Below are 25,133 nucleotides of genomic sequence, written 5' to 3'. Positions count from 1 at the left end.
AATCCCGGGCCCCTCGGGGAACGGGCAGCACCACTCACAAGTCAACATCGCCGCCATGAGCCGCCCGAGCAGTGCGCGAATCCGTCACGGACTTCGCACCGGGCCAGTACCCCTGTGACCGACCCGGCCCGTATGGCGGACCGGAGAAGGGGGGCAGTGCCAGGGGCACGATTTCGTCCGTGCGGTCACCAAGCGGGCGATGCCGGAAGGAAACCGTGTGAGCCGGATCTCGGTCCGGGGATTCGCGGTGGCGTCAGCCACTGCGGTCACCACTGTGGGCGCCGTCGTCGGCGTCGCGTCAGGCGCAGACCAGGGCACAAGCACCGAGCCCGTGGAAGCCGCCGGGACGACGACCCTTCTTGCGGACATTCCCGCTGGACAGCAGGTTCAGCAGGCGTCGTTGACCGACCAGGTCCAGGCGCAGTCCGACGCGGCCGACGCGACAGCGCGGCAGGCCGCCGAGCAGGACGCCCGCAAGCAGGCGGCGCAGGACGCCGCGGCGAAGAAGAAGGCGGCCGACGAGGCGGCGGCCAAGGAGCGCGAGAAGACGCTGGCGGCCAGCCGCGGCGACAACCGTGCGACCTTCCCCTTCAAGGCGTCCTACACGGTCGCCGAGGTCCAGGCGATGGCCAAGCAGATCGTCGGCAGCGGCCAGTACGCCTGCTTCTCCAACATCGTGACCAAGGAGAGCGGTTGGAGCTACGTCGCCACCAACCCCTCCTCCGGTGCCTACGGCCTCGTCCAGGCGCTGCCCGGCTCCAAGATGTCCAGCGCGGGCTCCGACTGGCGGACCAACCCGGCCACCCAGATCAAGTGGGGCCTGAACTACATGAACGTCCGCTACGGCAGTCCCTGTGACGCCTGGTCGTACTGGCAGGTCCACCACTCCTACTAGGCCGCGCAAGCGGTCGACGTAGCTCGCGAGAACCCCCGAGGCCCGACGGCCCGGGGGTTCTCCGACGTCTGTCCCCCGTCCGGGTGCGGGTAGTGCCGACGGAGGCAACCCGTGCGCCGGGTAACGTCGTCCTGCACAGCAGTGCCACAAAACGGTCGACGGGTGGGGGAGAGCGATGCCGGACAAGCGCCACTGGAGCAGTGCGCTCGCAGCCGGACTGGCCAACCTCGCAGGGCGGTTGGAGGCGCGGGACTCCGCGATAAGAGCGCGGGAGGCGGCCGACCTCCCGGTGCCGCCGGTCGCCGAGCCGGCGCCCGACCCCGTGGCCGCGGCCGCGCCCGCCGCGGGACCCGGGCCGGACGGCGCACCCGCCGCACCGGTCGCGGCGGCCGTCCCTGCGGTGCCGGCCCAGCGGTCCGCGCCGCCGACGGACCCGGCCGCCGTGGTGCCGTGGAGCATGCGGGTCGCCGCCGAGGTCGGCTGGCGGCTGCTGATCCTGGCCGGCACCGTCTGGGTGCTGATGCGGGTGATCGGCGCGGTGCGCCTGGTGGTGCTGGCCTTCGTGGCGGGGCTGTTGATAACGGCGCTGCTGCAGCCGTTCGTGGCCCGGCTGAAGAGGCACGGCGTGCCGCGGGGGCTCGCCACCGCGCTGGTGTTCATCGGCGGCTTCGTCGTCATGGGCCTGGTCGGCTGGTTCGTGGTCTGGCAGGTGATGGACAACATCGACAACCTGTCGGGCAGCCTCCAGGACGGCGTCGCCGAGGGCAAGAAGTGGCTGCTGAACAGCCCCTTCCACGTCACCGACGACCAGATCAACCAGGTCGCGAAGAATCTCAGCGACGCCATCGGCTCCAACACCAAGGCGCTGACCGACGCCGGCCTCGAAGGCGTCACCGTCATCGTCGAAGTGCTGACCGGCATGCTGCTGGCGATGTTCAGCACGCTCTTCCTGCTCCACGACGGCCCGAACATCTGGAACTGGGTGCTGCGGCTCTTCCCCGAGGCCGCCAGGGACGGACTCGCCGGGGCCGGGCCGCGGGCGTGGCGGACGCTGACGCTGTATGTGCGCGGCACCGTGATAGTCGCCCTGATCGACGCCATATGCATCGGCATCGGCATCTTCTTCCTCGGGGTGCCGATGGCGGTCCCGCTGGCCGTGGTGATCTTCCTGTCGTCCTTCGTCCCGCTGGTGGGTGCGGTCGCCTCCGGCTTCGTCGCCGTGGTGGTGGCCCTGGTGACGAAGGGTCCGCTCACCGCGCTGATGGTGCTCGGCGTGGTGCTCGTCGTGCAGCAGATCGAGGGCCACGTCCTGCAGCCCTTCATCCTGGGCCGGGCGGTACGGGTCCATCCGCTCGCGGTGGTGCTGTCCGTGGCGGCCGGATCGCTGGTGGCCGGCATCGGGGGCGCGGTGGTCGCCGTCCCGCTGGTCGCGGTCGGCAACACGGTGGTCGGCTACCTCCGGGCGTACTCCCGGGAGAAGGCACTGGCGCCGGTGGCGGCACCCGTCTCCGGGCCGCCGCCGGCGGGCGGACCGGCGGCCGCCGACCCGGAAACCGCGGCCCACGGAACGGCCGCGGGAACGGAAGCGGAAGCCGGCCCGGCGGCGACCGCGGAATCCGAGCCTGAGCCCGTCCAGGACCCGGCCCCCGACCCCGTGTAGGGCGGCGCCCCCGAAAGGGCGCCGCCCCGCTGGCTACTCGGTGTGCAGGCCGTCCGGGCGCATCAGGCGCCACAGCGGCGGCAGGCTCAGCAGGGTCACCGCCAGGACCACGGCGGCACCGATGGCCGACATCGCGGCCACGCTGCCCCAGTCCATCTGGAAGCCCCGCCCCACCATCGCCACCAGGGCCGCCCCCAGCCCGATGCCGCCGGCGGAGGCCAGGACGAGGCCGAGCACCACCGGGATGGTGGTCTGCCACAGCACCGACCAGGCCAGCGCGCTGCGCTTGGTGCCGAAGGCGACCAGCACCGCCAGCAGCTTCTTGCGGTCCCGCAGCTGCTCCAGCATCGTCACCAGCAGGCTGGCGCCGATCAGCAGCATGGTGAGCGTCGCACCGGCGAACAGCCCCCGGCGCAGCTGGGCGTAGCTGGTCCTGGTGCTGGTGGAGCTGATGTTCGTCACGTAGGTGGTGACCCCGTACGTCGCCGCGGTGTTGCGCACGTACTCGACGGCGTCCGGCTGCCGGTCGTCGAGGCCGACCAAGATCTGCGAGCGCGGGTCGAACAGCCGGCTGCTGTCCAGGGCCTCGGGGGTGGCGAGGATGCCCCACTCCTCGCTGCCGGTCGGGTCGATCCGCCGCCCCACGGTCCGGGTGCCGGCCGGGATCGTCCACAGCTCGGGGGTCCCGGTGTAGCGGCCGTCGAAGCCCATGTTGAGGTCGATCCTGCCGCCCGGCTTGAGGAACGCCCCGGAGCTCTGGTAGCCGTCCTCGGCCCGCGGCGGCACCAGGAAGGTGCTGCCCGGCTTGCAGTCCGCGCCGATGTCGGCCAGCAGCCGCAGGGTCGCGCAGTCGCCGACGTTCACCGGCAGCCAGGCGGCCTGGCCGTAGTCCTTGAGGCTCGCCGCGTCGGGCTGGGTCGCCTGGCCCTGTGCGTAACCGAAGGCCTCCCTTACGCCCTTGGTCCCGGCCATCCGCTGGATGTCGCGGGCGGTCTGGTCGCTGGTGGTGCTGCTGGTGGCCACCACCATCTGGGCGCGGGTCGGGTCGGCGTGGGTGGAGGACACGAAGTCGGAGTCGACCGCGTTGAAGAGCATCTGCAGCGCGATGGCGCCGGCCACCGCCACCGTCACCCCGCTGACCATGCGGGCCGAGGCGTTGCTGTTCAGCTGGAGCCTGCGGGTGGCCAGCTGCCAGGCGACCGGGCCGCCCCGCAGCCGTCCCACTGCCGCCTCGACCAGCCACGGCAGCACCGCGGTCACCCCGATCAGCAGCAGGATGGTGCCGGCGGCGATCTGGTACTCGTTGATCGAGGCGTCGCCCTTCACCGTGCCGAACAGCGGGGCGAGCATCGCGACTCCGGCCGCGGGGATGAGCAGCCGCCACCACAGTCTGCGCCGCCGCCCCAGGCCCTGGCGGAACACGCCGAGCGGTTCGATGACCGTACGGCGCAGGCTGAGCAGGGTCACCGCGACCGCGGCCACCGGGACCAGGACCACGATCAGCACGGTCAGCGCGGTGTCGGGCGTCAGGTCGGAGGGGAAGGCGGAGATGTCCCTGATGGTGATCTCGGCCGCGAACTGCCTTGCGACCAGGAAGAACACCGCGCCGAGCAGCACCCCGAGCAGGGCGCCGAACAGCGCCTCGCCGGCGGCGATCCTGCGGGTCATCCTGATGTCGGCGCCGACCAGCCGCAGCGCGGCGAGCCGCCGGTCCCTGCGCTCGCCGCCGAGGCGCACGGCGGTGGCGATGAAGACCGCCACCGGGAGCAGCAGCACCACCAGCACGATCAGCAGCAGCAGGTCGAAGACCGGCCCGCGCACCTCGCTGTTGCTGTGGTGGCCGAAGCCCGTCTCCCGGTAGGAGTTGCCGTGCCGGTGCGCCGCGTCGTAGGGGACGAGCTGGTCGCTGCCGGCGTAGTAGTACAGGTCGGCCGGTCCCATCAGGCCGGCCTTGCCGATGGTGCCGGTGATCTCGTACGGGATGCGCTCGCGCAGCAGCGGGGAGGACGCGAGCAGCTTCTTCAGCGCGGGCGAGACGATCATCCGGCCGGCCGGCGGCATCGCGGCGACACCGGGCGGCGGTTTCACCGCGGATCCCTCCGGGTGCAGCAGCACGCCGGTGACGTCCTTGCCGTGGTAGCTGGTGTCGACCTCGGCGAGCAGGAAGGTGCCCGCGCCCGGCTTGACCGAGTCGCCGACCGAGAGGGTGTCGCGGGCCACCCGGCGCTGGTCGCGGGTGTCCATCATGGCCGGCACCGCGGCCGCGAGCAGCAGCAGCGCCACGCCGAGCGCCACGCCGACCGCGGTCAGCGCGGTGCGTATCCAGCCCTCGCGCCCGCCGCCGGCCGCGAAGCGGGCGCCGAGCCAGAGGTCGCGCAGCCAGGTGCGCAGGTCGGCGGAGGGCTCGGGCAGCCGGGTGCCGCCAGGGGCGCCGCCGGCCGTACGGGCACCGGCGGTGGCGTCGAAGCCGGCGAGGGGCTCGTGCGAGGAGGTCATGACACTCGTTCCATGTCGCGCGACTTCCCGTCCCGCACGACGATCTCCCGGTCGGAATACGCGGCCACCCGCGGCTCGTGGGTGACCAGCACGACGGCTGCGCCGGTGTCGTGCGCGGCCTCGGTCAGCAGCCGCATCACCCGCTCGCCGTTCAGCGAGTCAAGCGCGCCGGTCGGCTCGTCGGCGAAGACCACCCGGGGGCTGCCGACCAGCGCGCGGGCCACCGCGACCCGCTGGCCCTGGCCGCCGGACACCTCGCCGGGCCGCTTGCCGGCGATGTCGGCGACCTCAAGGCGCTCCAGCCAGGTCGCGGCCAGCGCCTCGGCCTCCTTGCGCTTGCGGCCGTCGAGCCGCATCGGCATCGCCACGTTCTCCAGGCAGGTCAGTTCGGGCACCAGCTGGCCGAACTGGAAGACGAAGCCGAAGTCCGCACGCCGCAGGGCGCTGCGCTCACCGTCGGACATCGCCGACAGCTGCCGGCCGCGGTAGTGGACCTCGCCGGAGTCCGGGGTGACGATGCCGGCCAGGCAGTGCAGCAGGGTGGACTTGCCGGACCCGGAGGGGCCCATCACGGCGACCACCTCTCCGGGCCGCACGGTCAGTTCCGCGCCGTCCAGTGCGGGGGTGGGGCCGTACGTCTTGTGCAGGTCGGTCGCGACGAGCAGCGGCTCGGGGGCGGCGGTCACCTGGTCACCTCCACGGCGAGCTGGTCGAGCCGGGCGGCGGTCAGTTCCAGCCACCGCAGGTCGGCTTCGAGATGGAAGAGGGCGTGGTCGCAGATCAGCTGGTCGGCGAAGTCGCCGGCCGACTTGCGCCGGGTCAGCTCGCGCATCAGCCGCAGGTGTTCCGCGCGCTGGGTGTCCAGCAGATCCCCGGCGGGGCGGCCGGTCAGCAGGGCCAGGACGACCTTGGTGTAGAGGGTCGTCTGCAGATACGGCTCGGGCTTCTCGGGCTGCGCGAGCCAGGTCTCCACGTCGGTGACCCCGGCGTCGGTGATGGCGTACCGCTTGCGCTCGGGTCCGCCGCCCGGCTCTATCCCGTCGACCTCGACCAGGCCGTTCTTCAGCAGCCTGGCCATGGTCGAGTAGACCTGGCCGTAGGCGAGCGGCCGGTCGTGGCCGAAGCGTTCGTCGAAGGCGCGCTTGAGGTCGTAACCGTGGCGCGGGCCGGACTCCAGAAGTCCGAGCAAGGTGTGGCCGATTGACATGCCGAGCACAGTACACCATGGGTATACATCATGTGTATACCCAGGTGAATAACTGGCGGGACCGACGTTCTCGCAGGTCAGGAGGTTGTCTCCGGGGGCTCGGCTGGCTGTTGCGGCTCTGACGGGCCCTGGCGGCTCCGACGGCGGCGGACCGGCTTTCTGCGGGCGGCCGCGGCGCGGGATCGGGCCGGCCGCCGGCGGCAGCCGGCCCGCGTCGGCCAGTGCCCGCCGCAGCAGGAACTCGATCTGCGCGTTGGTGCTGCGCAGTTCGCCGGCCGCCCACGCCGCGAGGGCGTCGCGGACGGCCGGGTCGAGCCGCAGCAGCACCTGCTTGCCGGGCCGCGGGGTGCGCGCGGCCGGGGCGGCGGTGTCGGCCGGCTCGCCGGGCTCCGTCACGTCGGGCGCTCCGTCACTGGTAGAGGGTCCCGGTATTGAGGACCGGCTGGGCGGCACGGTCGCCGCAGAGCACCACCAGCAGGTTGCTCACCATGCTGGCCTTGACACCGGCCGACTCGACCCGGGCGGCGATCCCGGTGGACAGCCGTTCGGTGATGTCGGCGGAGTTGCCGCGCAGCGAGAGCGAGTCGACGTCGTGGGCGTCGTAGGGGTAGTTGGTCGCGATGTGCCGCACGGCGGTGTCGTTGACCTTGAGCACCGCGGTCTCGTGGTTGTGCAGCCGGGTGGAGATCCTGCGGCGGCTGGTGAACGGGTTCACCCAGCGCAGGCCGTCCTGCCTGATGGTGCCCTGATAGCGCCCGAAGAGCCGGCACACCCGTGCCTGGCGGGGGGCGACCTGGGTGAGGCCGAAGAGCGTGACCAGCGCCGAGGACGACGACCACGCCCAGCGCGATCAGGACGGCCACCAGCGCGCCGGGGTGGTCCTTGGCGCGTACTTATCACAATTCCCCCGGAGGGGCACGATGCAGCCCCGGGGCACGGGGCTGTCAGCACGTGCCTCGGGGCTGCGGTCCTGCGGGGGAGGGGTCAGGCGGGCTTGGTGGCCGCGGCGATCCGGTCGCCGATGCCCTGGTCGACGCTGCGCCAGTACGCGAAGGCCCGCTCCAGCACCGGGGCGCTGACCCCGTCGCTCAGATGCCCGGCCACGTTGCCGACCAGCCGCTCGCGGGCCGCGTCGTCCAGCACCTCGCGGACCATCGTCCCCGGCTGCCCGAAGTCGTCGTCCTCGCGGTGCGGGGTGTAGGCCTCGCGCACCATCTCGCCCGCGGCCTGCCACCCGGCGATGTCGCCGTACGCCTCGGGGGACGCGGCCGGGCCGCCGTAGGAGTTGGGCGCGTACGGAGCGCCCACCCGGTTCGGCTCGAAGCGCATCGGGCCGTCCTTGGCGTAGGAGTGCACCGGCACGTGCGGCCGGTTCGGCGGCAGCTGGGCGTAGTTCGGGCCGATCCGGTAGCGGTGCGTGTCGGGGTAGGAGAACAGCCGGCCGAGCAGCATCTTGTCCGGCGAGGGGCCGATGCCCGGCACCATGCTCGACGGCTCGAACGCGGCCTGCTCGATGTGGACGAAGAAGTCCTCCGGGTTCTCGTCCAGCGTCATCCGGCCGACCTCGATCAGCGGGTAGTCACCGTGCGGCCACACCTTCGTCAGGTCGAACGGGTTGAAGCGGTAGTCCGCCGCGTCCTCGAACGGCATCACCTGCACGTACAGCGTCCACGACGGGTGGTCGCCGCGCCGGATCGCCTCCCACAGGTCCTGCCGATGCGCGTCGGCGTTCTCGCCGGCCAGCGTGTCCGCGTCGGCCTGGGTGAGGAAGTCGATGCCCTGGTCGGTCTTGAAGTGGTACTTCACCCAGAACTTCGTGCCGCCCGCGTTGATCCACATGTACGTGTGCGAGCCGTAGCCGTTCATGTGACGGTACGTCCTGGGGATGCCGCGGTCGCCCATCAGCCAGGTCACCTGGTGCGCCGACTCCGGCGACAGCGTCCAGAAGTCCCACTGCATGTCGTTGTCGCGCAGCCCGTTGTCCGGGCGGCGCTTCTGGCTGCGGATGAAGTCCTGGAATTTGATGGTGTCCCGGACGAAGAACACCGGGGTGTTGTTGCCCACCAGGTCGTAGTTGCCGTGCTGGGTGTAGAACTTCAGCGCGAAGCCGCGCGGGTCCCGCCAGCTGTCCGGACTGCCCTGCTCACCGGCCACGGTGGAGAATCTGGCCAGCATCCGCGTCTCCCGGCCCGCCTGGAAGAGGTCGGCCCTGGTGAACTGGCTGACGTCGTTGGTGACCCGGAAGTGCCCGTAGGCTCCGCTGCCCTTCGCGTGCACCACCCGCTCGGGCACCCGCTCGCGGTTGAACTGGGCCATCTTCTCGATCAGGTAGTGGTCCTGCAGCAGGATGGGCCCGTCGGCGCCGAGCGTGAGCGAGTGCTCGTCGCTCTCCACCGGAATACCCGCGTTGTTCGTCGTCGGCGGTACGTTCTGGGTGGTCATGCGGTAAGCCTTCCGTCCGATATGCCCCCACGGTCGCACCAGTCCGCCTGCCCGGCATGTCGGCCGGTAAGGCCGACTGCGGCGGTGGTGCGGCCGTGGCGGCCGACATCGGCCGGATCACAACGGCAGTTCGAACCAGACCACCTTGCCCGCGCCCAGGCGGGTCGCCCCCCAGCGCTGCGCCATCCGATTGACGAGATAGAGGCCGCGGCCGCCCTCCTCCTCGGGCGCCGCATGGCGCATCCGGGGGAGCAGCGGGGCGTCGTCACCGACTTCGCAGCGCAGCACGTCGGTGCGCAGCAGGCGCAGGGTGATCGGCCGCTCGGCATAGCGCACCGCGTTGGTGACGATCTCGCTGACCAGCAGTTCCGCCGCGTCCAGTTGGTCCTCCAGGTCCCAGCGGCGCAGCGCCTGGCGGACCAGCCGGCGCGCCCGGCCCGGGGTCTGGTCCTGCGGCTCAAGGAACCAGTAGGCGACATCGCTCGGCGCGATCCCGTCGAAACGGGCGGCCAGCAGCGCGATGTCGTCGTCCCGGTCGCCGGGCCCGAGGATCTCAAGCACCTCGTCGCACAGCGGCTCGAGCGGCGGCGGCGAGACGACCGACGCGGCGTCGTGCAGCCGCTCCCGCAGCAGCTCGATGCCGCCCCACACGTCCCGGCTGCGGGACTCGACCAGGCCGTCGGTGTACAGCAGCAGCGTGGCCCCGGCGGGCGCGGGCAGTTCGACGGCCTCGAAGGGCACCCCGCCGACGCCGATCGGGGCGCCCGGCGGCACCCGCAGCACCTCCGCGCGCCCGTCGGCGTGCAGCAGCACCGGCGGCGGGTGCCCGGCGTTGGCCACCACCAGCCGGTGCGCGATCGGGTCGTAGACGGCGTAGACGCACGTCGCCATCCGGTCCTGGCCCAGCCGCTGTGCCTGCTCGTCCAGGTGGTAGAGCACCTCCTGCGGCGCCAGGTCCAGGCCCGCGAGCGTCTGCACGGTCGTACGCAGCTGGCCCATGATCGCCGCCGACGTCATCGAGTGGCCCATCACATCACCGACCACCAGCGCCACCCGGCTGCCGGGCAGCGGGATCGCGTCGTACCAGTCGCCGCCGACCCGCGCGGACTCCGCGGCCGGCAGGTAACGGCTGGCCAGCTGGACACCGGTCGGCTGCGGGAGCGAGTCGGGCAGCATCTCGCGTTGGAGCGCGTCCGCGATGTACGCCTCGCGCCCGTACAGCACCGCCTTGTCCACGCCCAGCGCGGTGTGCGTGGCCAGCTGGGCCGCGACCAGCAGGTCGTCGGACTCGAAGGGCGGCCGGCCCGCCCGGCGCAGCAGCACCGCGGCGCCGATCACCCGGCGGCGGCCGCGCAGCGGGGCCAGCAGCGCCCGCCGCCCGGTGGGCAGCCCGATCTGGTCGTCGGGACGCCCCAGCAGTTCCGCCAGCGCGTCGGCGGCCCGCACCGAGTCGGCGAAGACCGGGCGCACCCCGCGCAGCACCTCGGCCAGCGGTCCGTCGAGCAGCACGCCGATCGAGTCGCCGGTGCCTCCGTACGACGGCTCCAGCGTCGGCAGCAGCGCGGGCAGCAGCGGCGTGGCGCCGACCGGCGCGTCGTCGTCCGTCTCCGAGGGGCCCTCAAGTCCGCCGTCGGAGCGGCGCAGCCGCAGCCGCAGCGGTCCCGAGGGGCGCTCGTCGCCGACCGGCAGCGGCTCGCGCAGGTAGACCAGGATCGCGTCGGCGAAGGCCGGCACCGCGGAACGGCACAGCCCGAGCAGGATCTCGTCGAGGTCGACCCCGCGGGCGATCCGCCGGGTGGCGGCGCCGACGTAGCGCAGCCGGTCGGCCTCCGGGCCGGTCTGGGCCGGCATCGGGATGCGCATCCCCACCGACTCCTCGTCCGCCGGGTGGCCGATCGACTTGACCGGGGTGCCGCGGGGTGGCGCGCTGACGAACGTCGTGGGGATCTCCTCACCTGGGCGCTGGTCGTGACGCGGCAGCGTCACGCCCTGGTCCTGCGCGGTGCGGCGCTCGTCCGGGTCGGGACGGTGGTGGCCGCGGCGCCGCGCGGGCTCCGGCGGGCCTGGCCGGTGCGGCGGCTCCGCCGGTTCCGGCAGCGCGGCGGGGCGGGCGGGGGCGCCGAGCGGGGCGGCCGGCGCCTCCGGCGCGTCGTCCGCCGGCTTGTCCGGCAGGCTGTAGCCGCCACGCGGTTCCGGCGCAGGCGCGGCGGGGTGCCTGGGTGGGCGGGGCGGGTCCGTGGTCACGCGAGTCTTTCCATCCGTGTGTGCGCCACGCGCTGGCCGCGGCGGGCTCGGGCCTGTTCGGTGTCTGCGTGCTGTGTGCGTTCCTACCTGCGTTCGTGCCTGGGGTCGGGGGTGTGCCGATATGGACGTCCCGGACGCGTGCCGCGGTTCACCCGCGCCGGCAGCGCGGGAGGACCGGCGGCCCGGGCGGCGCGCCGGCGCCGGCGGGCGGGCACGCGTACGCATCCTCCTCGATCATCCCGGGGCCCGCATCCGTGACGACCTGCAGCGGTTCGTCCCGTTGACAACCCGATACCCGGATCGTGTGACCGTGGAACGGAATCGGTGCGTCGTCCCCGTTCGCCCCGTCCCCCGGCAGTCCCGGCCGGCCGCGTGCCGCGCCCCGGCGTGCCCGGCATGGCCGAACGGCCGGCCGCAGGCCGCGGCGCCGTGCGTGCCCCGCGTCGTCCCATCGCGCTCCCCGCCGCCGGTTCCCACTGCTCAGGGCCTCCCTGACTGCTCTTCGGTCGTGATGGGCTGGTACGGACGGTGGTGCGGCCGTGCGGGTTCGTGCGCCGGCGCGACATCGTGCGCCGGGCGTCCACCGGGCGCGCCGGTGACGCGGCGTCAAACTCTAGGCCGTGAACCGGCGTTTGTGCGATGCTCCGGAGACCGATCCTACGGTTGACGCTCCGGGGCGCAACAAGGGGTTCAGGCGGATCGTCTCGCGGGACGGACCGCGAAGCGCTCGCCGGACCGGTCGCCCGCCAGGCCACCGGTCCGCTCACCTGCCCGGTCCCCGCCGCGGCCGCCCGCCGCGGCGCCGGGGACGTCCGCCGGGCGGTCCCAGTCCGCGGGCAGCGCCGGCACCGGCCACCGCGGGTCGGGCCGCCAGTCCTGCCAGCCGTCGCTGAAGGGCGGACCCCAGGCCCTGATCACCCCGACCGCCCGCCGGCCCGCCTTCCGCACCCGCGCGGCCAGCGCCGCCGTCATCAGGCCGTCCGCCTGCGCCTGGGCGAACTCGTCCTCGTCCAGCCAGCGCCAGCTGCGGTCCTGGTGCACCGCGATGTCCAGGAAGTGGTCCTCGGAGTCCACCCCGCCGGACCACCGGCACAGCGGCTCCTCCAGATTCACGTACCAACTGCGGAATCGCCAGTCCGGCTCCCAGAACAGCCAGACCGACCACGGCTCACCCGGACGGGCGAGCTTGAGCACTCCCGCGCCCCACCACTTCTCCACCCGGGTGGTCCGCGGTTTGACGTAACGGGTCGCCAGCGGTTCCCGGTGCACCGGCGTGCCGTCGGCGAGCACCGGGCGCACCACCGGCGTGTTCGGCGCCATCCACACCGCGAGCACGTCCGCGTCGTCGCGCACCACAGTCACCGGACGGGCGATGTGCACCGCCTCCGTACCGTTGCCCCGGTAGCGCCACAGCACCTGCTCGCCGGGCGTCCAGAAGCGCCCCTGCGGTTCTCCTGCCGGGGCCGCGGTCCCCGTCTCGGTATGGGCTGTCATGAACAGAGCTTACGGATCACGTGTTACGGACGGGTCATACGCAACACGTCCAGTGCGTCGTCCAGCTCTTTTTCGGACAGCAGCCCGCGCTCGACGTAGCCGCCCTCGATCACCGCCTGGCGGATCGTCTTGTGCTCCGCCAGCGCCCGCTTCGCCACCTTCGCCGCCTCCTCGTAACCGATGTACCTGTTCAGCGGGGTGACGACGGACGGCGACGACTCGGCGTACTCGCGCGCCCGCTCCACGTTCGCGGTGATCCCGTCGACCGTGCGCTCCGCGAGCAGCCTGCTGACATTGGCGAGCAGCCGCACCGACTCCAGCACGTTGCGGGCGATCACCGGCAGCATCACGTTCAGCTCGAAATTCCCCGCCGCGCCCGCCACGGTGACCGTCGTGTCGTTGCCGATCACCTGCGCCGCCACCATCAGCACCGCCTCGGGCACCACCGGGTTGACCTTGCCCGGCATGATCGACGATCCCGGCTGCAGGTCCGGCAGCACGATCTCGGCCAGCCCGGTGCGCGGGCCCGACGACATCCAGCGCAGATCGTTGGCGATCTTCGTCAGCCCGACCGCGATGGTCCGCAGTTGCCCCGAGGTCTCCACCACGCCGTCCCGCGCGCCCTGCGCCTCGAAGTGGTCGCGCGCCTCGGTCAGCGGCAGCCCGGTCGTCCGCGCCACCTCGGCGATCACCGCGGCCGCGAAACCCGGCGGGGTGTTGATCCCGGTGCCCACCGCCGTCCCGCCCAGCGGCAGCTCGGCCAGCCGGGGGAGCGACGCCTGCAGCCGCTCGACGCCGTAGCGCACCTGGGCGGCGTAACCGCCGAACTCCTGGCCCAGCGTCACCGGCGTGGCGTCCATCAGATGCGTGCGGCCCGCCTTGACCACGGTGGCGAACTCCGCCGCCTTGCGCTCCAGCGCCTCCGCCAGCGTCCCCAGCGCCGGGATCAGGTCGCCGGTGACCGCCGCGGTCGCCGCGATGTGCAGCGAGGAGGGGAAGACGTCGTTGGACGACTGGCTGGCGTTGACGTGGTCGTTGGGGTGGACCGGGCGGCCGAGCCGCTCGGTGGCCAGGGTCGCGATGACCTCGTTCGCATTCATGTTCGACGAGGTGCCCGAGCCGGTCTGGAAGACGTCCACCGGGAAGTGCTCGTCCCAGCGCCCGGCCGCCACCTCCTCGGCCGCCGACGCGATGGCCCCGGCCGTCTCCTCGTCGAGCACGCCGAGCTCGGCGTTGGTCTTCGCGGCCGCCGCCTTGATCCGGGCCAGCGCCTCGATGTGCGCCCGCTCCAAGCGGCGGCCCGAGATCGGGAAGTTCTCCACCGCCCGCTGCGTCTGAGCCCGCCACTTCGCCCCGGCGGGCACCCGAACCTCGCCCATCGAGTCGTGCTCGGTGCGGTAGCCGCCGTCCGTGGTCGCGTCGCTGTCACTCATACCTCTTACAGTGCCCGGGAACACCCGATGTGTTCCCGGGCACTGCGGGAAGGCCGTCGAAAGCGCGCCGCGGCCGGGCGTCAGGCGGCCGTCAGCTGTAGACGCCGAACTCGTACAGCGAGTAGCCGTAGCCGGTGCCGCGCTGGGTGGCCTGCATCCGCACGTAGCGGCCGGTGCCGCTCACGTCGAGGTCGTCGATGTCGCCGTTCCCGTCGGTCACCGACCGCACCGTCGTCCAGTTCTGCCCGTCGTCGGAGGTCTGGACGGCGTACGCCTTCGCGTATGCCGCCTCCCAGGCGAGCTGGACGTGTCGGAAGGCGGTCGGCCGGCCCAGGTCCACCTGGATCCACTGCGGGTCGCTCCAGTCGCTGGACCAGCGGGTGGTGAGACTGCCGTCGACCGCGTCGGCGGCGGTGCACGGGCAGCCGCCGGTCGGGTCGGTCTGGAAGGACGAGGCGGTGGCGGGCCTGTTCAGCGCCACGTCGGTGCCGTCCGCCTTCGGCGGCACGACGCGCACCGACTTCGAGCCGTAGCCGACGTTGCCGTGGGTGTCGGTGGCCTTGACGTAGGCGATGTAGACGCCGACCTTGTCGGGCGCGGTGGCAGTGAGCGAGCCGCCGCCGTGGTCGGTGGTCGCGGCCGGGACCAGGGCGCCGTTGTTGTCGATGTAGAGGCTGCTGAAGAGCACCTGGTAGCTGACCGGGTCGTTCTCCGGGTCGCTGGTCCTGGTGCCGATCGTCACGGTGCCGCCGGCCGGCACGCCGGTGGTCGCGCCGTCCACGCTCATGCCGGTCACCCGCGGCGGCAGGTTGTCGCCCGAGGTGTCACCGCCGAAGGCCCGCTTCACCGCGTAGTACGAGGGCCGCTTCAGGCCGTCGGGGACCAGGTTGAACCAGACGCCGCCGAAGTCGTCCTCGTTGCCGTAGTGGAAGAGGGTGGCGCCGAGCGCGACGCCCTGGTGGGCGGTGACGCAGTTCCACGCGGTGGTGTAGCCGTCGGCCTTCTGCTGGTCGGTGGGCTCGTCGGCCACCCCGTTGGCGTCGTCGGGCACCTCCCAGGAACCGGCCGGGCCGCCCTCGGTCACGATGTACGGCTTGTCGTAGCCGCCGGCCTCCCAGGCGGACCGCACATTGCAGACGTCCTTGTAGGAGTTGACCGCCAGCAGGTCCAGGTCCGGGGTGTTCCTCTTGTAGTACGGCCAGGCACCGGTCCAGGCGTCGGTGGAGGTCACCGGGTGGTTTGGGTCGACGGCGTGGATGGCCTTCGACAGGTCGTTGACGAAGCTGGTGTAGGCGTCGCGCTGCTGCTCCAGCTGGTCGCCGCTGTAGCAGTTCTGCAGGCCGAGCACCGACTCGTTGCCGACGTCCCACATCAGGACGCCGGGGTTGTCCTTGTAGGTGCTCACCCACTTGGGGAACTCGGCCATCATGTCGCTCTTGTAGCCGGTGTCGGTGAGGTAGTTGACGCAGCCGCCGGAGCCCGGACCGCCGCCCGGCTGCAGCCAGAAGCCGGCGATCACCTTGATGCCGTTGGCCGCCGCCGCGTCGAACAGCGGCGCGCTGGAGGCGTCCGTACCCCAGGTGCGGACGGTGTTGACGCCCATCCTCGCCACGTCCGGCAGGTCCCTGGCCGCGTCACCGGGCGGCGGGCCCCAGGTCAGGCCCTTGACCTGGTACGGGGCGCCGTTCACGGTGAGCTGCCAGCTGCCCTGCGAGCCGGTCACCTTGACCACGCTGCCCGCCGCGTGCGCGTTCGGTGCCTGCAGCACCGCCAGGCCCGTGACGGCCAGCGCGGTCGCTGCGAGCGGTGCGACCGCTCGGCGGGCCCGCCCGGCGCGGAAGGGTCGGTGCATGGGTCGTCCTCCTTGGTGGGGGTGAGGGGTTGACCTTGGAGAGCGCTCTCCCGGGGGGCCGGAAAGAACCCGCCCGGGAGAGCGCGCCGGACGGGTCAGTGGATGAGCTGGTAGTTGCTGTCCAGGACCGCCCCCTTGCCGGGCTGGGACTGGTCGTAGCCGTGCGGGTCGCACTGCAGCCCGCCGTTGATGCAGTGGGTGACCATCGCGGACTGGGTGGCGGTGTCCCAGTCGGCGAAGAAGTCGTAGTGGAAGGAGTAGCCCGCGCCGCTGGCCAGCCGTATCTGCGACATGTCGCCGTTGACCGGCCAGGCCATCTTGAACTCGATCATCGGCAGCGCGACCGGGTGGTCGGCCGGGCACACGTTCTGGTTCGCGCCCGTGGCGACCGGATAGGCCATGTGGCTCTTGTGGTCCGGCGTGTCCAGGTGGATGCCGTCCCAGCAACTGGGCGCCTGCAGCCGGATGTTCAGCTGCGTGTCAGGGGTGTTCGGGCAGCTCGCCGGGAAGTTCCAGTTGTGGTAGCTCTGACCGCACTCCCAGCCCTCGACCGTGCCCTTGAGGTTCTTGAAGTCATCCTGGCTCTGCATCGGGCTGCCCACCACGAACCGCAGTCCCTTGGGGAAGGGGCGCACCGAGGTGTAGTCGTTGACCGAGGACTTGTAGTAGATCGTCTGCGGGCCGACCGGCAGGATCTTCTGGGTGCCCTTGAACAGCGAGGGCATCCAGTAGGCCGACTTGTCGCCCGGTGCCAGGCACGCCGTGCCGGCGGCCGCCTCCAGCGAGGCGGTCGTGGAGTTGCCGTTCGTGCTCTTGTTGCCCATGAACGTGTGGTCGTGGGACGCGCCGGGCTGTCCCGGGTAGACGATCGGGTCGTCCGGCGCGGTGTGGTCGGGGGAACACTTGGCCTGGAACTCGTGGAAGTACGCGTGCGGCGGGTCGTACGTCGACGGGGTCACGCCGGTCACCGGCGGGTTGGCCATGATGTAGCCGTCGCCGTCCGGGTCGTCGCCCGAGGCCTGGTTCGGCACCGCCATGCCCGGCATTTCCGCCATCGCCTTGGCGGCCTGCTGCCCTGACGTACCCGGCTGCGCCGCCGCGGCGGCCGGGGTGCTCGCGGACGCGTTCGCGGTGAGCGCGACACCGCCGATGCCCAGTCCGGTCGCGGCGAGTGACAGGGCGATCAGCAGCCCCGGGATCCTTCTGGTCCTCCGTGCCATGGAGACCTCCTGCTCGGTGTTGCCACATGGGGGGTCTGACGGCGCGTCGCGACGGGAGGCGCCGGGTCGGCTCCGTCAGTGGGGGAGAGCGTGTGGGAGAGCGCTCTCCCAAGCACGGAATGTTCCGCTCATGCTGCGCACATGTCAACACTTGATGAACAGTCGCGGCAGCGACAAACCGCGCACACCGCCGCCGCGCGACCGGCTGGCCTGCGACGTCAGGTGCGGACGGGAGATTTTGTGAAGGAAGTGACGGCGGTGCCGTCAGTCGATCGCCCCGCCCGCGCCGTCGGAGCGCCAGCGCACCCCGGGGGTCGCCTCCTCGGGCTCCTCGTACCAGCCCTCCTGGCGGCGCGGCCGCGGGATCTCGGCGCCGCGCCGCAGGATGCGCACATCCCTGAGGTGCCGGCCGAGCAGCGCCCCGCCGAAGACCACGAAGCCCACCCCGACCAGCCAGGTCACCACCGTCAGCACGGTGCCGACCGGCCCGTACGCGTCACCGTTGCTGATCATCATCTGGGCGAAGAAGAAGTGCGAGAAGACCCGCAGCCCGGCCAGTCCCAGCATGGTGAAGACCGCCCCGGGCAGCGCGGTGCGCACCGAGACCTTGCCGCCGAGCAGGAAGCGCTGGCCCCAGGCGAAGAAGGCCACGCCGAGCCCGAAGGTGATGGTGATCCTGGCGATGCCGCGCACCGGGCCGCTGCCCATGGCAGCGGCGCTCTGCGACTCGCTGAACAGATAGGCCGTCAGCACCGCAAGCCACACCGCCCGCCGCCAGTCCCGGTGCCAGGGCCCGGACGGCAGGTCCCAGATCTTGCGGTAGCCGGTCTCGACGCTGGCCACGAAGGTCAGCCCGAAGTAGGCCAGCGACGCCAGGCTCCAGGCGCTGGTGGCGCTCAGCACGGTCCTGGGCGCCGCGAAGAGCGTCCGCACGCTGTGCGAGCCGTCGGCGTCCAGCCCCATCCCGTCCACGACCCACTGCGCGAACCCGGGTCTGTGCTCCCACGGCGTGGCCGCGGCGACGACCACGAGCAGCGGCATCAGCGTCACGAAACCCAGGGCCGCGAAGCCCATCGAACGGTGCATCAGTTCGATGTGCGTGGCCTGCTTCCACAGCCGCCCGCCCGCCGACCGCTTCCAGGCGCTCATCAGCCCGGCCATGGCACCACCTTCCCCAGCGTCACCGCTGTGGATACCCGCCAACCTCCCTCCGGCGCAACTCGGCCATGCCGAGCAGCCGTTACGCCCCACATTGCCCGGCCGCCGCGATGCCGCCGGCCGGGTGACACCCCGTCACCCCGGGCGGCCGGCAGGAGCGGACCTTCAGGCGCCCGGACGCAGCGGGATCGAGGTGAAGGTCGGCGCGGGAGCCGGATCGGTGAAGAAGTCGTTGCCCTTGTCGTCCACGACCACGAAGGCCGGGAAGTCCTCGACCTCGATCCTCCACACCGCTTCCATGCCCAGCTCGGCGTATTCGAGGACGTCGACCTTCTTGATGCAGTCCTGCGCGAGCCGGGCCGCGGGGCCGCCGATCGAGCCGAGGTAGAAGCCGCCGTGGGCCGCGCAGGCGTCGGTGACCTGCTGGGACCTGTTGCCCTTGGCGAGCATCACCAGGGAGCCGCCGGCGGCCTGGAACTGCTCGACGTAGGCGTCCATCCGGCCCGCGGTGGTGGGGCCGAAGGAGCCGGAGGCGTAGCCCTCGGGGGTCTTGGCCGGGCCCGCGTAGTAGACCGCGTGGTCGCGCAGGTAGCCGGGCATCTCCTCGCCCGCGTCGAGCCGCTCCTTGATCTTCGCGTGCGCGATGTCGCGGGCGACGACCAGCGGCCCGGACAGCGAGAGCCGGGTCTTGACCGGGTACTTCGTCAGCTCCGCCCGGATCTCGTCCATCGGGCGGTTGAGGTCGATACGGACGACGTCCTCGTCCAGGTGCTCGTCGGTGGTCTCCGGCAGGAAGCGCGCCGGGTCGGTCTCCAGCCGCTCCAGGAAGACGCCCTCGGCGGTGATCTTCGCCAGCGCCTGCCGGTCGGCCGAGCAGGAGACGGCGATGGCCACCGGGCAGGAGGCGCCGTGCCGGGGCAGCCTGACCACCCGCACGTCGTGGCAGAAGTACTTGCCGCCGAACTGCGCCCCGATGCCGATGGTCTGGGTCAGCTCGAAGACCTTCTGCTCCAACTCCTTGTCCCGGAAGCCGTGTCCGGCCGCCGAACCCTCGGCGGGCAGCTCGTCCAGGTAGTGCGCGGAGGCGTACTTCGCGGTCTTCAGGGCGAATTCGGCGCTGGTGCCGCCGACCACGATGGCCAGGTGGTACGGCGGGCAGGCCGCCGTACCGAGCGAACGGATCTTCGCCTCGAGGAAGGACATCATCGAGGCCTCGTTCAGTACGGCCTTGGTCTCCTGGTAGAGGAAGGACTTGTTGGCGCTGCCGCCGCCCTTGGCCATGAAGAGGAACTTGTACGCGCCGCCGTCGGTGGCGTAGAGCTCGATCTGGGCCGGCAGGTTGGAACCGGTGTTCTTCTCGTCCCACATGGTCAGCGGCGCCATCTGCGAGTAGCGCAGGTTGAGCTTGGTGTAGGCGTCGTAGATGCCCCGGGAGAGCGCTTCCTCGTCGCCGCCGGAGGTCAGCACCTGCTGGCCGCGCTTGCCCATCACGATGGCCGTACCGGTGTCCTGGCACATCGGCAGCACGCCGGCCGCGGCGATGTTGGCGTTCTTGAGCAGGTCCAGCGCCACGAAGCGGTCGTTCGGGCTGGCCTGCGGGTCGTCCAGGATCCGCCGCAACTGCGCGAGGTGGGTGGGCCGCAGGTAGTGCGAGATGTCGTGCATCGCCTCGGCGGCGAGCCGGCGCAGTGCCTCGGGTGCCACGGTCAGGAAGGTGCGCCCCTCGGCCTCGAAGGTGCTCACCCCTTCCGAGGTGACGAGGCGGTACGCGGTGGTGTCCTCGCCGAGAGGGAGCAGATCCGTGTATTCGAACTCGGGCATAAGGGGCATTCCTCACTCGGCTGCGTCGTCGCTGAAGCCCGTCCAGCATACGAGCGTGCGCGCGCCGCCACGGCTGTGAGGTAGCGCTCACCCGCCGGGCCCGGGGGGGCCTCCGGCGGCCCGCCCGGGCCCGACCCCTAGGGGTCGGATGCGGGTCAGGTCCGGTGTTCTGGGGGTAGTCGCGATCTATCGCGTCTGTGTACGGTGGCCCGGTGGATGAATCGCAGCTCCAGAAGCCCGCGCAGCAGCCCGTAGAGCCCGCTGACCGCCCGGCGGAGACGGCCGTCACCGCCGCAGCGCCCGCCGCTTCGCCCGCCGTCCCCGCGCCGTCCGCCGAGGCCGGCCTGCGCGCCTCCGACGCCGACCGGGACCGGATCGCCGACATCCTGCGCGAGGCGCTGGCCGAGGGCCGGCTGGACTCCGCCGAGCACTCCGAGCGGCTGGACCAGGTCTACGCGGCCAAGACGATGGGCGAGTTGGAGCCGCTGGTACGCGACCTGCCGACGGGGCGCACGGCGTCCACCGCACCCGCCCCCGCCGCCCGCGGATACGCCGGCGACGGCAGCGGCGAGAACCCGAACCTGGTCGGCATCCTCGGCGGCGCCGAGCGCAAGGGCCGCTGGCGTGTCGGGCACAAGATCACCGCGGTCGCGATCCTGGGCGGCGTCGAGATCGACCTGTCCGAGGCCACCTTCACCGCGCCCGAACTGGTCATCCACTGCACCGCCGTGCTGGGCGGGGTCAGCATCAGGCTGCCGGAGAACGTGACGCTGCGCGGCGGCGGCGTGATCGGCATCATGGGCGGCTCCGACGTCAAGGCCTACGAGTCCACCGACCCCGGCGCCCCGGTGGTCCGGGTCGACGGCGTGGCCTTCTGGGGCGGCGTCGAGGCGAAGGCCAAGCGCGGCAAGAAGGTCAAGGACTGGACGAAGAAGCACCTCGGCGCCTGATCCGCCGCGTTCCCGCACCGCCGCCCCGAACCGGCAGGCCCGCTGGGGCGGTTGGTGAGGCCGGGAGGGGTGGGAGGCATGTGGCGTGTGTGCGCCACGGATAGTGCGTGTTCACGCCAAGTGCAGGTCAACGGGGGTATCGGTGCGTGACCGGACGTGAACACGGTGCGCATGAAGTTGCGCACAGCGGGTAGGGGAACGGGACACGCCGCCGCGCTGCCGCCGCCGCACGCTGCGCACGGGGAGCAGTCGGCGCGGGCCAGCGTGGCACACCACGAGCCGTCGTCAGGAGTTTCCCGTGCTTCAACCGATCGAGCCCGTCATGGACACCGCCACCCCACCTGGTCATCCACGAGACCTGGGCGGTCCCTGGCACTCGGAGGCGGCATGCCGCAGCGACGAGGCGGGGTTGTTCTTCGCGCCGTCGAAGGAGCCCACCGCGGCCCGGCTGGCCAGGGAGGAGGCGGCCAAGCGGGTCTGCGCCCGCTGCCCGGTGATGCTCGAATGCCGCGAACACGCGCTGCTGCAGCCGGAACCGTACGGCGTGTGGGGCGGCATGACCGCGGCCGAGCGCCGGGTCGTGCTGGCCCGCAGGCGCCGCCGCGAGGTCGAACTGCAGCGCCCCGCGGCCGGTATAGCCGTCGCGGGCTGACCGGCGCCGCGGGCTGACCGCCGCTCCGCACCTCCCGCCCGGACCGGCGCGCGCTCGGGGTGAGCCGACCCGGGCGGGAGGTGCGGTGGCGTCGCCAGGTGCTGTCCGCCCCCGGCGGGTGCCCCCGCCGGGGGAGCGGTCAGCGTGCCCGGTCGAAGTCGATCGCGCTGTACGCCCGCAGCTTGGACAGCCGGTGCTCGGAGTCGATCTGCCGGATGGTGCCGGACTTCGACCGCATCACCAGTGACGAGGTCGTCGCCGTCTCCCGCCGGTAGCGCACCCCGCGCAGCAGCTCGCCGTCCGTGACGCCGGTCGCCACGAAGAAGACGTTGTCGCCGCTGACCAGGTCCTTGGTCTCCAGCACCTTGTCCAGGTCGTGCCCCGCGTCCAGCGCCCGCTGCCGCTCGGCGTCGTCCTTCGGCCACAGCCTGCCCTGGATCGTGCCGCCCAAGCAGGTGACCGCGCAGGCGGCGATGATCCCTTCCGGCGTGCCGCCGATGCCGAGCAGCAGATCGACGCCGGTCCCTTCGCGGACCGCCATGATCGCGCCGGCCACGTCGCCGTCCGCGATGAACTTGATGCGGGCGCCGGTCTCCCGGATCTCCCGCACGATGCCGTCGTGCCGCGGCCGGTCGAGCACCACGACCGTGACGTCCTCGGGCGCGGTGCCCTTGGCCTTGGCGACCCGGCGCACGTTGACCGACGGCGGCGCGGTGATGTCGACGTATTCGGCCGCCTCCGGGCCGGCCACCAGCTTGTCCATGTAGAAGACCGCCGACGGGTCGAACATCGTGCCCCGGTCGGCGACCGCCAGCACCGACACGGCGTTGGGCATGCCCTTGGCGGTCAGCGTCGTGCCGTCGACCGGGTCCACGGCGACGTCGCACTCCGCACCGGTGCCGTCGCCGATCCGCTCGCCGTTGAAGAGCATCGGCGCTTCGTCCTTCTCGCCTTCGCCGATCACCACGACACCGTTCATGGACACGGTGTGCACCAGGGTCCGCATCGCCTTGACGGCGGCGCCGTCCGCACCGTTCTTGTCGCCGCGGCCGACCCACCGCCCGGCGGCCATCGCGGCGGCCTCGGTGACCCGGACCAGCTCCAGGGCGAGGTTGCGGTCGGGTGCCTCGGGGCTTACTTCGAGCGCGGGGGGCAGGTGTTGTTCGGTCATCGCAGCGCACCTTTCTGTACGAGGACGGCCGGATATGAGGGTCCTGCGACCTTATCGGGTTCCCGCGAATATGAGCAGCATGCTTGTCACATGAGCGGATTCCCGCCGGGTGCCGCCCCCACCCGTTCGCCGCCCGCCGACTCGTCCGCCCGCCGGGCAGCGCCGGTCCGGGACCCGGCGGTCGGGGCACGGTGGGGCATGGGGGACGATAGGTGCGTGGCAGCAGACAAGCGTGGCAACAAGACGGTGAGGGACCTCGTCCTGTCCCTGGTGGTGCTCAGCGTCGTCGTCGCCGTCATCTACCTGTTCGTCCCGCACGACTCCAAGGCCGACCCGGTCAAGCCGATCAGCTACTCGGTGGAGCTCGGACAGGCCAGGCGGGACGCGCCGTTCAAGGTCGCCGGGCCCGAGGGGCTGAGCGCGCAGTGGCGCGCCACCTCGGTCGACTACAACGCCGCCGACCCGCACAAGGTCAGCTGGCACATCGGCTTCGTCGACCCCGAGCAGCAGTACGTGGCCGTCGAGCAGAGCAACGACGTCCCCGCCGACTTCATCGCCGCGGTCACCCTGAACGCGCACCGCGACGGCAGCCGTACGGTCACCGTCGGCGGCCAGGTCTGGGAGCGCTGGACCGGCAAGCGGTACACGGCGCTGGTGCGCAAGGAGCAGGGTGTGACCACGATCGTGCTCGGCACCGGCCCGGACAGCCAGCTCACGCAGATGGCCGCCGCGCTCCAGGAGCGCAGCGGCCAGTAGCGAGCACGGGCACGGGCCCGCGGGCCCGTCTCGTCGGGGGCCCGAGGCCGGGCCTTCACGCCTCCGCGTCGTCCCCGTCCCCGGCCGGCTCGCCGGCCGCCTCGTCCTCCGCCGCCAGTGCCGCGTTCAGCCGCTTGCGGGCTCCCTCCAGCCAGTGCCTGCACACCTTGGCCAGCTCCTCGCCCCGCTCCCAGAGCGCGAGCGACTCCTCCAGCGTGGCGCCGCCGGCCTCCAGCCGGCGCACGACGTCGATCAGCTCGTCGCGGGCCTGCTCGTAGCCCAGCGCGGCGGTGGTGGTGTCCTGGTCTGCTGCCATGCAACAAGCCTAGGGGCGGCCGCCGACAGCCCGGCCCACCGGCCGCGGCCCGCCCGCCCCACAGCCCGCCCCCGGTCCGCTCCCGCCGCGCGGGCCCCGCTCAGGCCGCGCGGGCCCCGCTCAGGCTCCCGCGGTGCCGCCGCCGGTCACCTGGACGGTGAAGTCGCCCGCCGCGACCCGCGCCCGCAGCTCCTCGCCCGCGGCCACCTCCGCCGGGTCGCGCACCGCGGCGCCGTCCGCCCGCTGCAGCACCGCGTAGCCGCGCCGCAGGGTCGCCGCCGGGGACAGCGCCACCACCCGGGCCAGCGTGTGCGCCAGGTCGGCGTCCGCCCGGTCCAGGGCGTGCCGCAGCGAGCGGCGCCCCCGGTCGAGGCGGTCGGCCACCTCCGCGGCCCGCTCGTCGATCATCCGGTGCGGCGCCGCCATCGAGGGCCGGCTCAACGCCGCCTCCAGGCCGCGCTCCTCCCGGTCGAGCAGCCCGCGCATCACCCGCAGCGCCCGGTCGCTGACCAGCTGCACCCTGGCCAGCTCCTCGCGCACATCGGGCACGACACGCTTGGCGGCGTCCGTCGGGGTGGACGCCCGCAGGTCGGCCACCAGGTCCAGCAGCGGGGAGTCCGGCTCGTGCCCGATCGCCGAGACGACCGGCGTCACGCAGTCCGCGACCGTGCGCACCAACTGCTCGTCGGAGAAGGGCAGCAGGTCCTCCACGCTGCCGCCGCCGCGCGCCACGATGATCACGTCGACCTCCGGGTGCGCGTCCAGCTCCCGCACCGCCTCGATGACCTGCGGCACCGCGTTCGCCCCCTGCACGGGCACGTTGCGCACCTCGAAGCGCACCGCGGGCCAGCGCAGCCGGGCGTTCTCCCGTACGTCCCGCTCCGCGGCCGAGGCGCGCCCGGTGACCAGGCCGATCAGCTGCGGCAGGAAGGGCAGCGGGCGCTTGCGGTCAAGCGCGAACAGCCCCTCGCCGGTCAGCTGCTTCTTCAGCCGTTCCAGCCGCACCAGCAGCTCGCCCACGCCCACCGGCCGGATCTCCACCGCGCGCAGCGACAGGCTGCCACGCGGCCCGTACCACTCCGGCTTCGCGTGCAGCACCACCCGTGCGCCCTCGCCGACCACGTCCGCGACCTGGTCGAAGACCCCGCGGAAGCACGTCACGCTCAGCGAGATGTCGTGCGAGGGGTCGCGCAGCGTCAGGAAGACCACGCCCGCCCCCGGGCGCCGGGACAGCTGGGTGATCTGCCCCTCCACCCACACCGCGCCGAGCCGGTCGATCCACCCGCCGATCAGCCGGGACACCTCGCCGACCGGGATCGGCGAGTCCGCCGAGGTGCTGAGAGCCATTCCCCGACCCTACCGGCGA

Annotated in this window: 19 protein-coding genes and 1 pseudogene; 5 read left to right on the top strand and 15 right to left on the bottom strand. The window is 72.4% G+C overall.

Features of this window, described 5'->3' with window-relative positions; genetic code table 11:
- The first annotated feature begins 199 nt into the window (after positions 1-199).
- Positions 200-895, top strand: coding sequence for a transglycosylase SLT domain-containing protein (locus OG702_RS12775; RefSeq protein WP_327288997.1), 696 nt, complete (start codon positions 200-202; stop codon positions 893-895).
- A gap of 175 nt (positions 896-1,070) precedes the next feature.
- Positions 1,071-2,555 carry an AI-2E family transporter gene (locus tag OG702_RS12770; protein WP_327288996.1) on the top strand — a complete coding sequence of 495 codons (1,485 nt, stop codon included), beginning with the start codon at positions 1,071-1,073 and terminating at the stop codon, positions 2,553-2,555.
- A 33-nt stretch (positions 2,556-2,588) separates the two neighbouring features.
- On the opposite strand, the gene OG702_RS12765 is transcribed toward OG702_RS12770, so the two are convergent.
- The 12 genes and pseudogenes from OG702_RS12765 to OG702_RS12710 form a co-directional block, all read right to left on the bottom strand.
- Positions 2,589-5,051 carry an ABC transporter permease gene (locus tag OG702_RS12765; RefSeq protein ID WP_327288995.1) on the bottom strand — a complete coding sequence of 821 codons (2,463 nt, stop codon included), beginning with the start codon at positions 5,049-5,051 and terminating at the stop codon, positions 2,589-2,591.
- Entirely contained in the window at positions 5,048-5,737 is a 690-nt protein-coding gene (locus tag OG702_RS12760; RefSeq protein ID WP_327288994.1) for an ABC transporter ATP-binding protein, read from the bottom strand. The genes OG702_RS12765 and OG702_RS12760 overlap by 4 nt, the downstream gene beginning before the upstream one ends.
- Entirely contained in the window at positions 5,734-6,258 is a 525-nt protein-coding gene (locus tag OG702_RS12755) for a PadR family transcriptional regulator (protein ID WP_327293203.1), read from the bottom strand. The genes OG702_RS12760 and OG702_RS12755 overlap by 4 nt, the downstream gene beginning before the upstream one ends.
- A gap of 409 nt (positions 6,259-6,667) precedes the next feature.
- Positions 6,668-7,127, bottom strand: a pseudogene (locus OG702_RS12750) (SPFH domain-containing protein); the annotation flags it as partial.
- 115 nt (positions 7,128-7,242) lie between these two features.
- The gene (locus tag OG702_RS12745; RefSeq protein WP_327288993.1) at positions 7,243-8,700 is read right to left on the bottom strand and encodes a catalase; all 1,458 of its coding nucleotides are present in this window, start codon (positions 8,698-8,700) and stop codon (positions 7,243-7,245) included.
- 117 nt (positions 8,701-8,817) lie between these two features.
- A complete protein-coding gene (locus OG702_RS12740) occupies positions 8,818-10,944 on the bottom strand; it encodes an ATP-binding SpoIIE family protein phosphatase (protein ID WP_327288992.1) in 2,127 nt (708 codons plus the stop codon).
- A 690-nt stretch (positions 10,945-11,634) separates the two neighbouring features.
- A complete protein-coding gene (fomD, locus tag OG702_RS12735) occupies positions 11,635-12,438 on the bottom strand; it encodes a cytidylyl-2-hydroxypropylphosphonate hydrolase (protein ID WP_327288991.1) in 804 nt (267 codons plus the stop codon).
- 23 nt (positions 12,439-12,461) lie between these two features.
- Positions 12,462-13,871, bottom strand: a complete 1,410-nt coding sequence (locus OG702_RS12730) for a class II fumarate hydratase (RefSeq protein ID WP_327288990.1) — start codon at positions 13,869-13,871, stop codon at positions 12,462-12,464.
- A gap of 91 nt (positions 13,872-13,962) precedes the next feature.
- Positions 13,963-15,723 carry a discoidin domain-containing protein gene (locus OG702_RS12725; protein WP_327288989.1) on the bottom strand — a complete coding sequence of 587 codons (1,761 nt, stop codon included), beginning with the start codon at positions 15,721-15,723 and terminating at the stop codon, positions 13,963-13,965.
- Between the two features lie 95 nt (positions 15,724-15,818).
- Positions 15,819-16,943, bottom strand: a complete 1,125-nt coding sequence (locus OG702_RS12720; protein WP_327288988.1) for a DUF1996 domain-containing protein — start codon at positions 16,941-16,943, stop codon at positions 15,819-15,821.
- A gap of 264 nt (positions 16,944-17,207) precedes the next feature.
- On the bottom strand, positions 17,208-18,104 hold the full coding sequence (locus tag OG702_RS12715; RefSeq protein WP_327288987.1) for a YhjD/YihY/BrkB family envelope integrity protein: 897 nt from the start codon (positions 18,102-18,104) through the stop codon (positions 17,208-17,210).
- 162 nt (positions 18,105-18,266) lie between these two features.
- A complete protein-coding gene (locus OG702_RS12710; protein WP_327288986.1) occupies positions 18,267-19,922 on the bottom strand; it encodes a fumarate hydratase in 1,656 nt (551 codons plus the stop codon).
- A gap of 212 nt (positions 19,923-20,134) precedes the next feature.
- Between OG702_RS12710 and OG702_RS12705 the strand changes: the two genes are divergently transcribed.
- Positions 20,135-20,872: a DUF1707 SHOCT-like domain-containing protein gene (locus tag OG702_RS12705; RefSeq protein WP_327288985.1), complete on the top strand. Its 738-nt coding sequence runs from the start codon at positions 20,135-20,137 to the stop codon at positions 20,870-20,872.
- A gap of 298 nt (positions 20,873-21,170) precedes the next feature.
- Positions 21,171-21,524, top strand: a complete 354-nt coding sequence (locus tag OG702_RS12700) for a WhiB family transcriptional regulator (protein ID WP_033171645.1) — start codon at positions 21,171-21,173, stop codon at positions 21,522-21,524.
- Between the two features lie 139 nt (positions 21,525-21,663).
- On the opposite strand, the gene glpX is transcribed toward OG702_RS12700, so the two are convergent.
- Complete coding sequence (glpX, locus tag OG702_RS12695) at positions 21,664-22,695, bottom strand: class II fructose-bisphosphatase (protein WP_327288984.1); 1,032 nt, start codon at positions 22,693-22,695, stop codon at positions 21,664-21,666.
- 216 nt (positions 22,696-22,911) lie between these two features.
- On the opposite strand from glpX, the gene OG702_RS12690 reads away from it, so the two are divergent.
- Positions 22,912-23,451 carry a DUF4245 domain-containing protein gene (locus OG702_RS12690; RefSeq protein ID WP_327288983.1) on the top strand — a complete coding sequence of 180 codons (540 nt, stop codon included), beginning with the start codon at positions 22,912-22,914 and terminating at the stop codon, positions 23,449-23,451.
- A gap of 55 nt (positions 23,452-23,506) precedes the next feature.
- On the opposite strand, the gene OG702_RS12685 is transcribed toward OG702_RS12690, so the two are convergent.
- Positions 23,507-23,767 (bottom strand): exodeoxyribonuclease VII small subunit, encoded by a 261-nt coding sequence (locus OG702_RS12685; RefSeq protein ID WP_327288982.1) that lies wholly within the window; start codon positions 23,765-23,767, stop codon positions 23,507-23,509.
- 120 nt (positions 23,768-23,887) lie between these two features.
- Positions 23,888-25,114, bottom strand: a complete 1,227-nt coding sequence (gene xseA, locus OG702_RS12680) for an exodeoxyribonuclease VII large subunit (protein ID WP_327288981.1) — start codon at positions 25,112-25,114, stop codon at positions 23,888-23,890.
- Positions 25,115-25,133: the final 19 nt, after the last annotated feature.

Origin of the sequence: Streptomyces sp. NBC_01198, assembly GCF_036010485.1 — a bacterium.
GTDB lineage: Bacteria > Actinomycetota > Actinomycetes > Streptomycetales > Streptomycetaceae > Actinacidiphila.
Note: the sequence above shows the minus strand (reverse complement) of the source record. Positions and strands in the feature narration are given on the sequence as shown.

Bases quoted from the DNA above. Each gene is read 5' to 3' on its own strand.
- OG702_RS12720 (WP_327288988.1), bottom strand. From the start codon at position 16,943: ATGGCACGGAGGACCAGAAGGATCCCGGGGCTGCTGATCGCCCTGTCA.
- glpX (WP_327288984.1), bottom strand. From the start codon at position 22,695: ATGACCGAACAACACCTGCCCCCCGCGCTCGAAGTAAGCCCCGAGGCA.
- OG702_RS12745 (WP_327288993.1), bottom strand. From the start codon at position 8,700: ATGACCACCCAGAACGTACCGCCGACGACGAACAACGCGGGTATTCCG.
- xseA (WP_327288981.1), bottom strand. From the start codon at position 25,114: ATGGCTCTCAGCACCTCGGCGGACTCGCCGATCCCGGTCGGCGAGGTG.
- fomD (WP_327288991.1), bottom strand. From the start codon at position 12,438: ATGACAGCCCATACCGAGACGGGGACCGCGGCCCCGGCAGGAGAACCG.
- OG702_RS12725 (WP_327288989.1), bottom strand. From the start codon at position 15,723: ATGCACCGACCCTTCCGCGCCGGGCGGGCCCGCCGAGCGGTCGCACCG.
- OG702_RS12710 (WP_327288986.1), bottom strand. From the start codon at position 19,922: ATGCCCGAGTTCGAATACACGGATCTGCTCCCTCTCGGCGAGGACACC.
- OG702_RS12775 (WP_327288997.1), top strand. From the start codon at position 200: ATGCCGGAAGGAAACCGTGTGAGCCGGATCTCGGTCCGGGGATTCGCG.
- OG702_RS12730 (WP_327288990.1), bottom strand. From the start codon at position 13,871: ATGAGTGACAGCGACGCGACCACGGACGGCGGCTACCGCACCGAGCAC.
- OG702_RS12770 (WP_327288996.1), top strand. From the start codon at position 1,071: ATGCCGGACAAGCGCCACTGGAGCAGTGCGCTCGCAGCCGGACTGGCC.
- OG702_RS12715 (WP_327288987.1), bottom strand. From the start codon at position 18,104: ATGGCCGGGCTGATGAGCGCCTGGAAGCGGTCGGCGGGCGGGCGGCTG.
- OG702_RS12685 (WP_327288982.1), bottom strand. From the start codon at position 23,767: ATGGCAGCAGACCAGGACACCACCACCGCCGCGCTGGGCTACGAGCAG.
- OG702_RS12765 (WP_327288995.1), bottom strand. From the start codon at position 5,051: ATGACCTCCTCGCACGAGCCCCTCGCCGGCTTCGACGCCACCGCCGGT.
- OG702_RS12755 (WP_327293203.1), bottom strand. From the start codon at position 6,258: ATGTCAATCGGCCACACCTTGCTCGGACTTCTGGAGTCCGGCCCGCGC.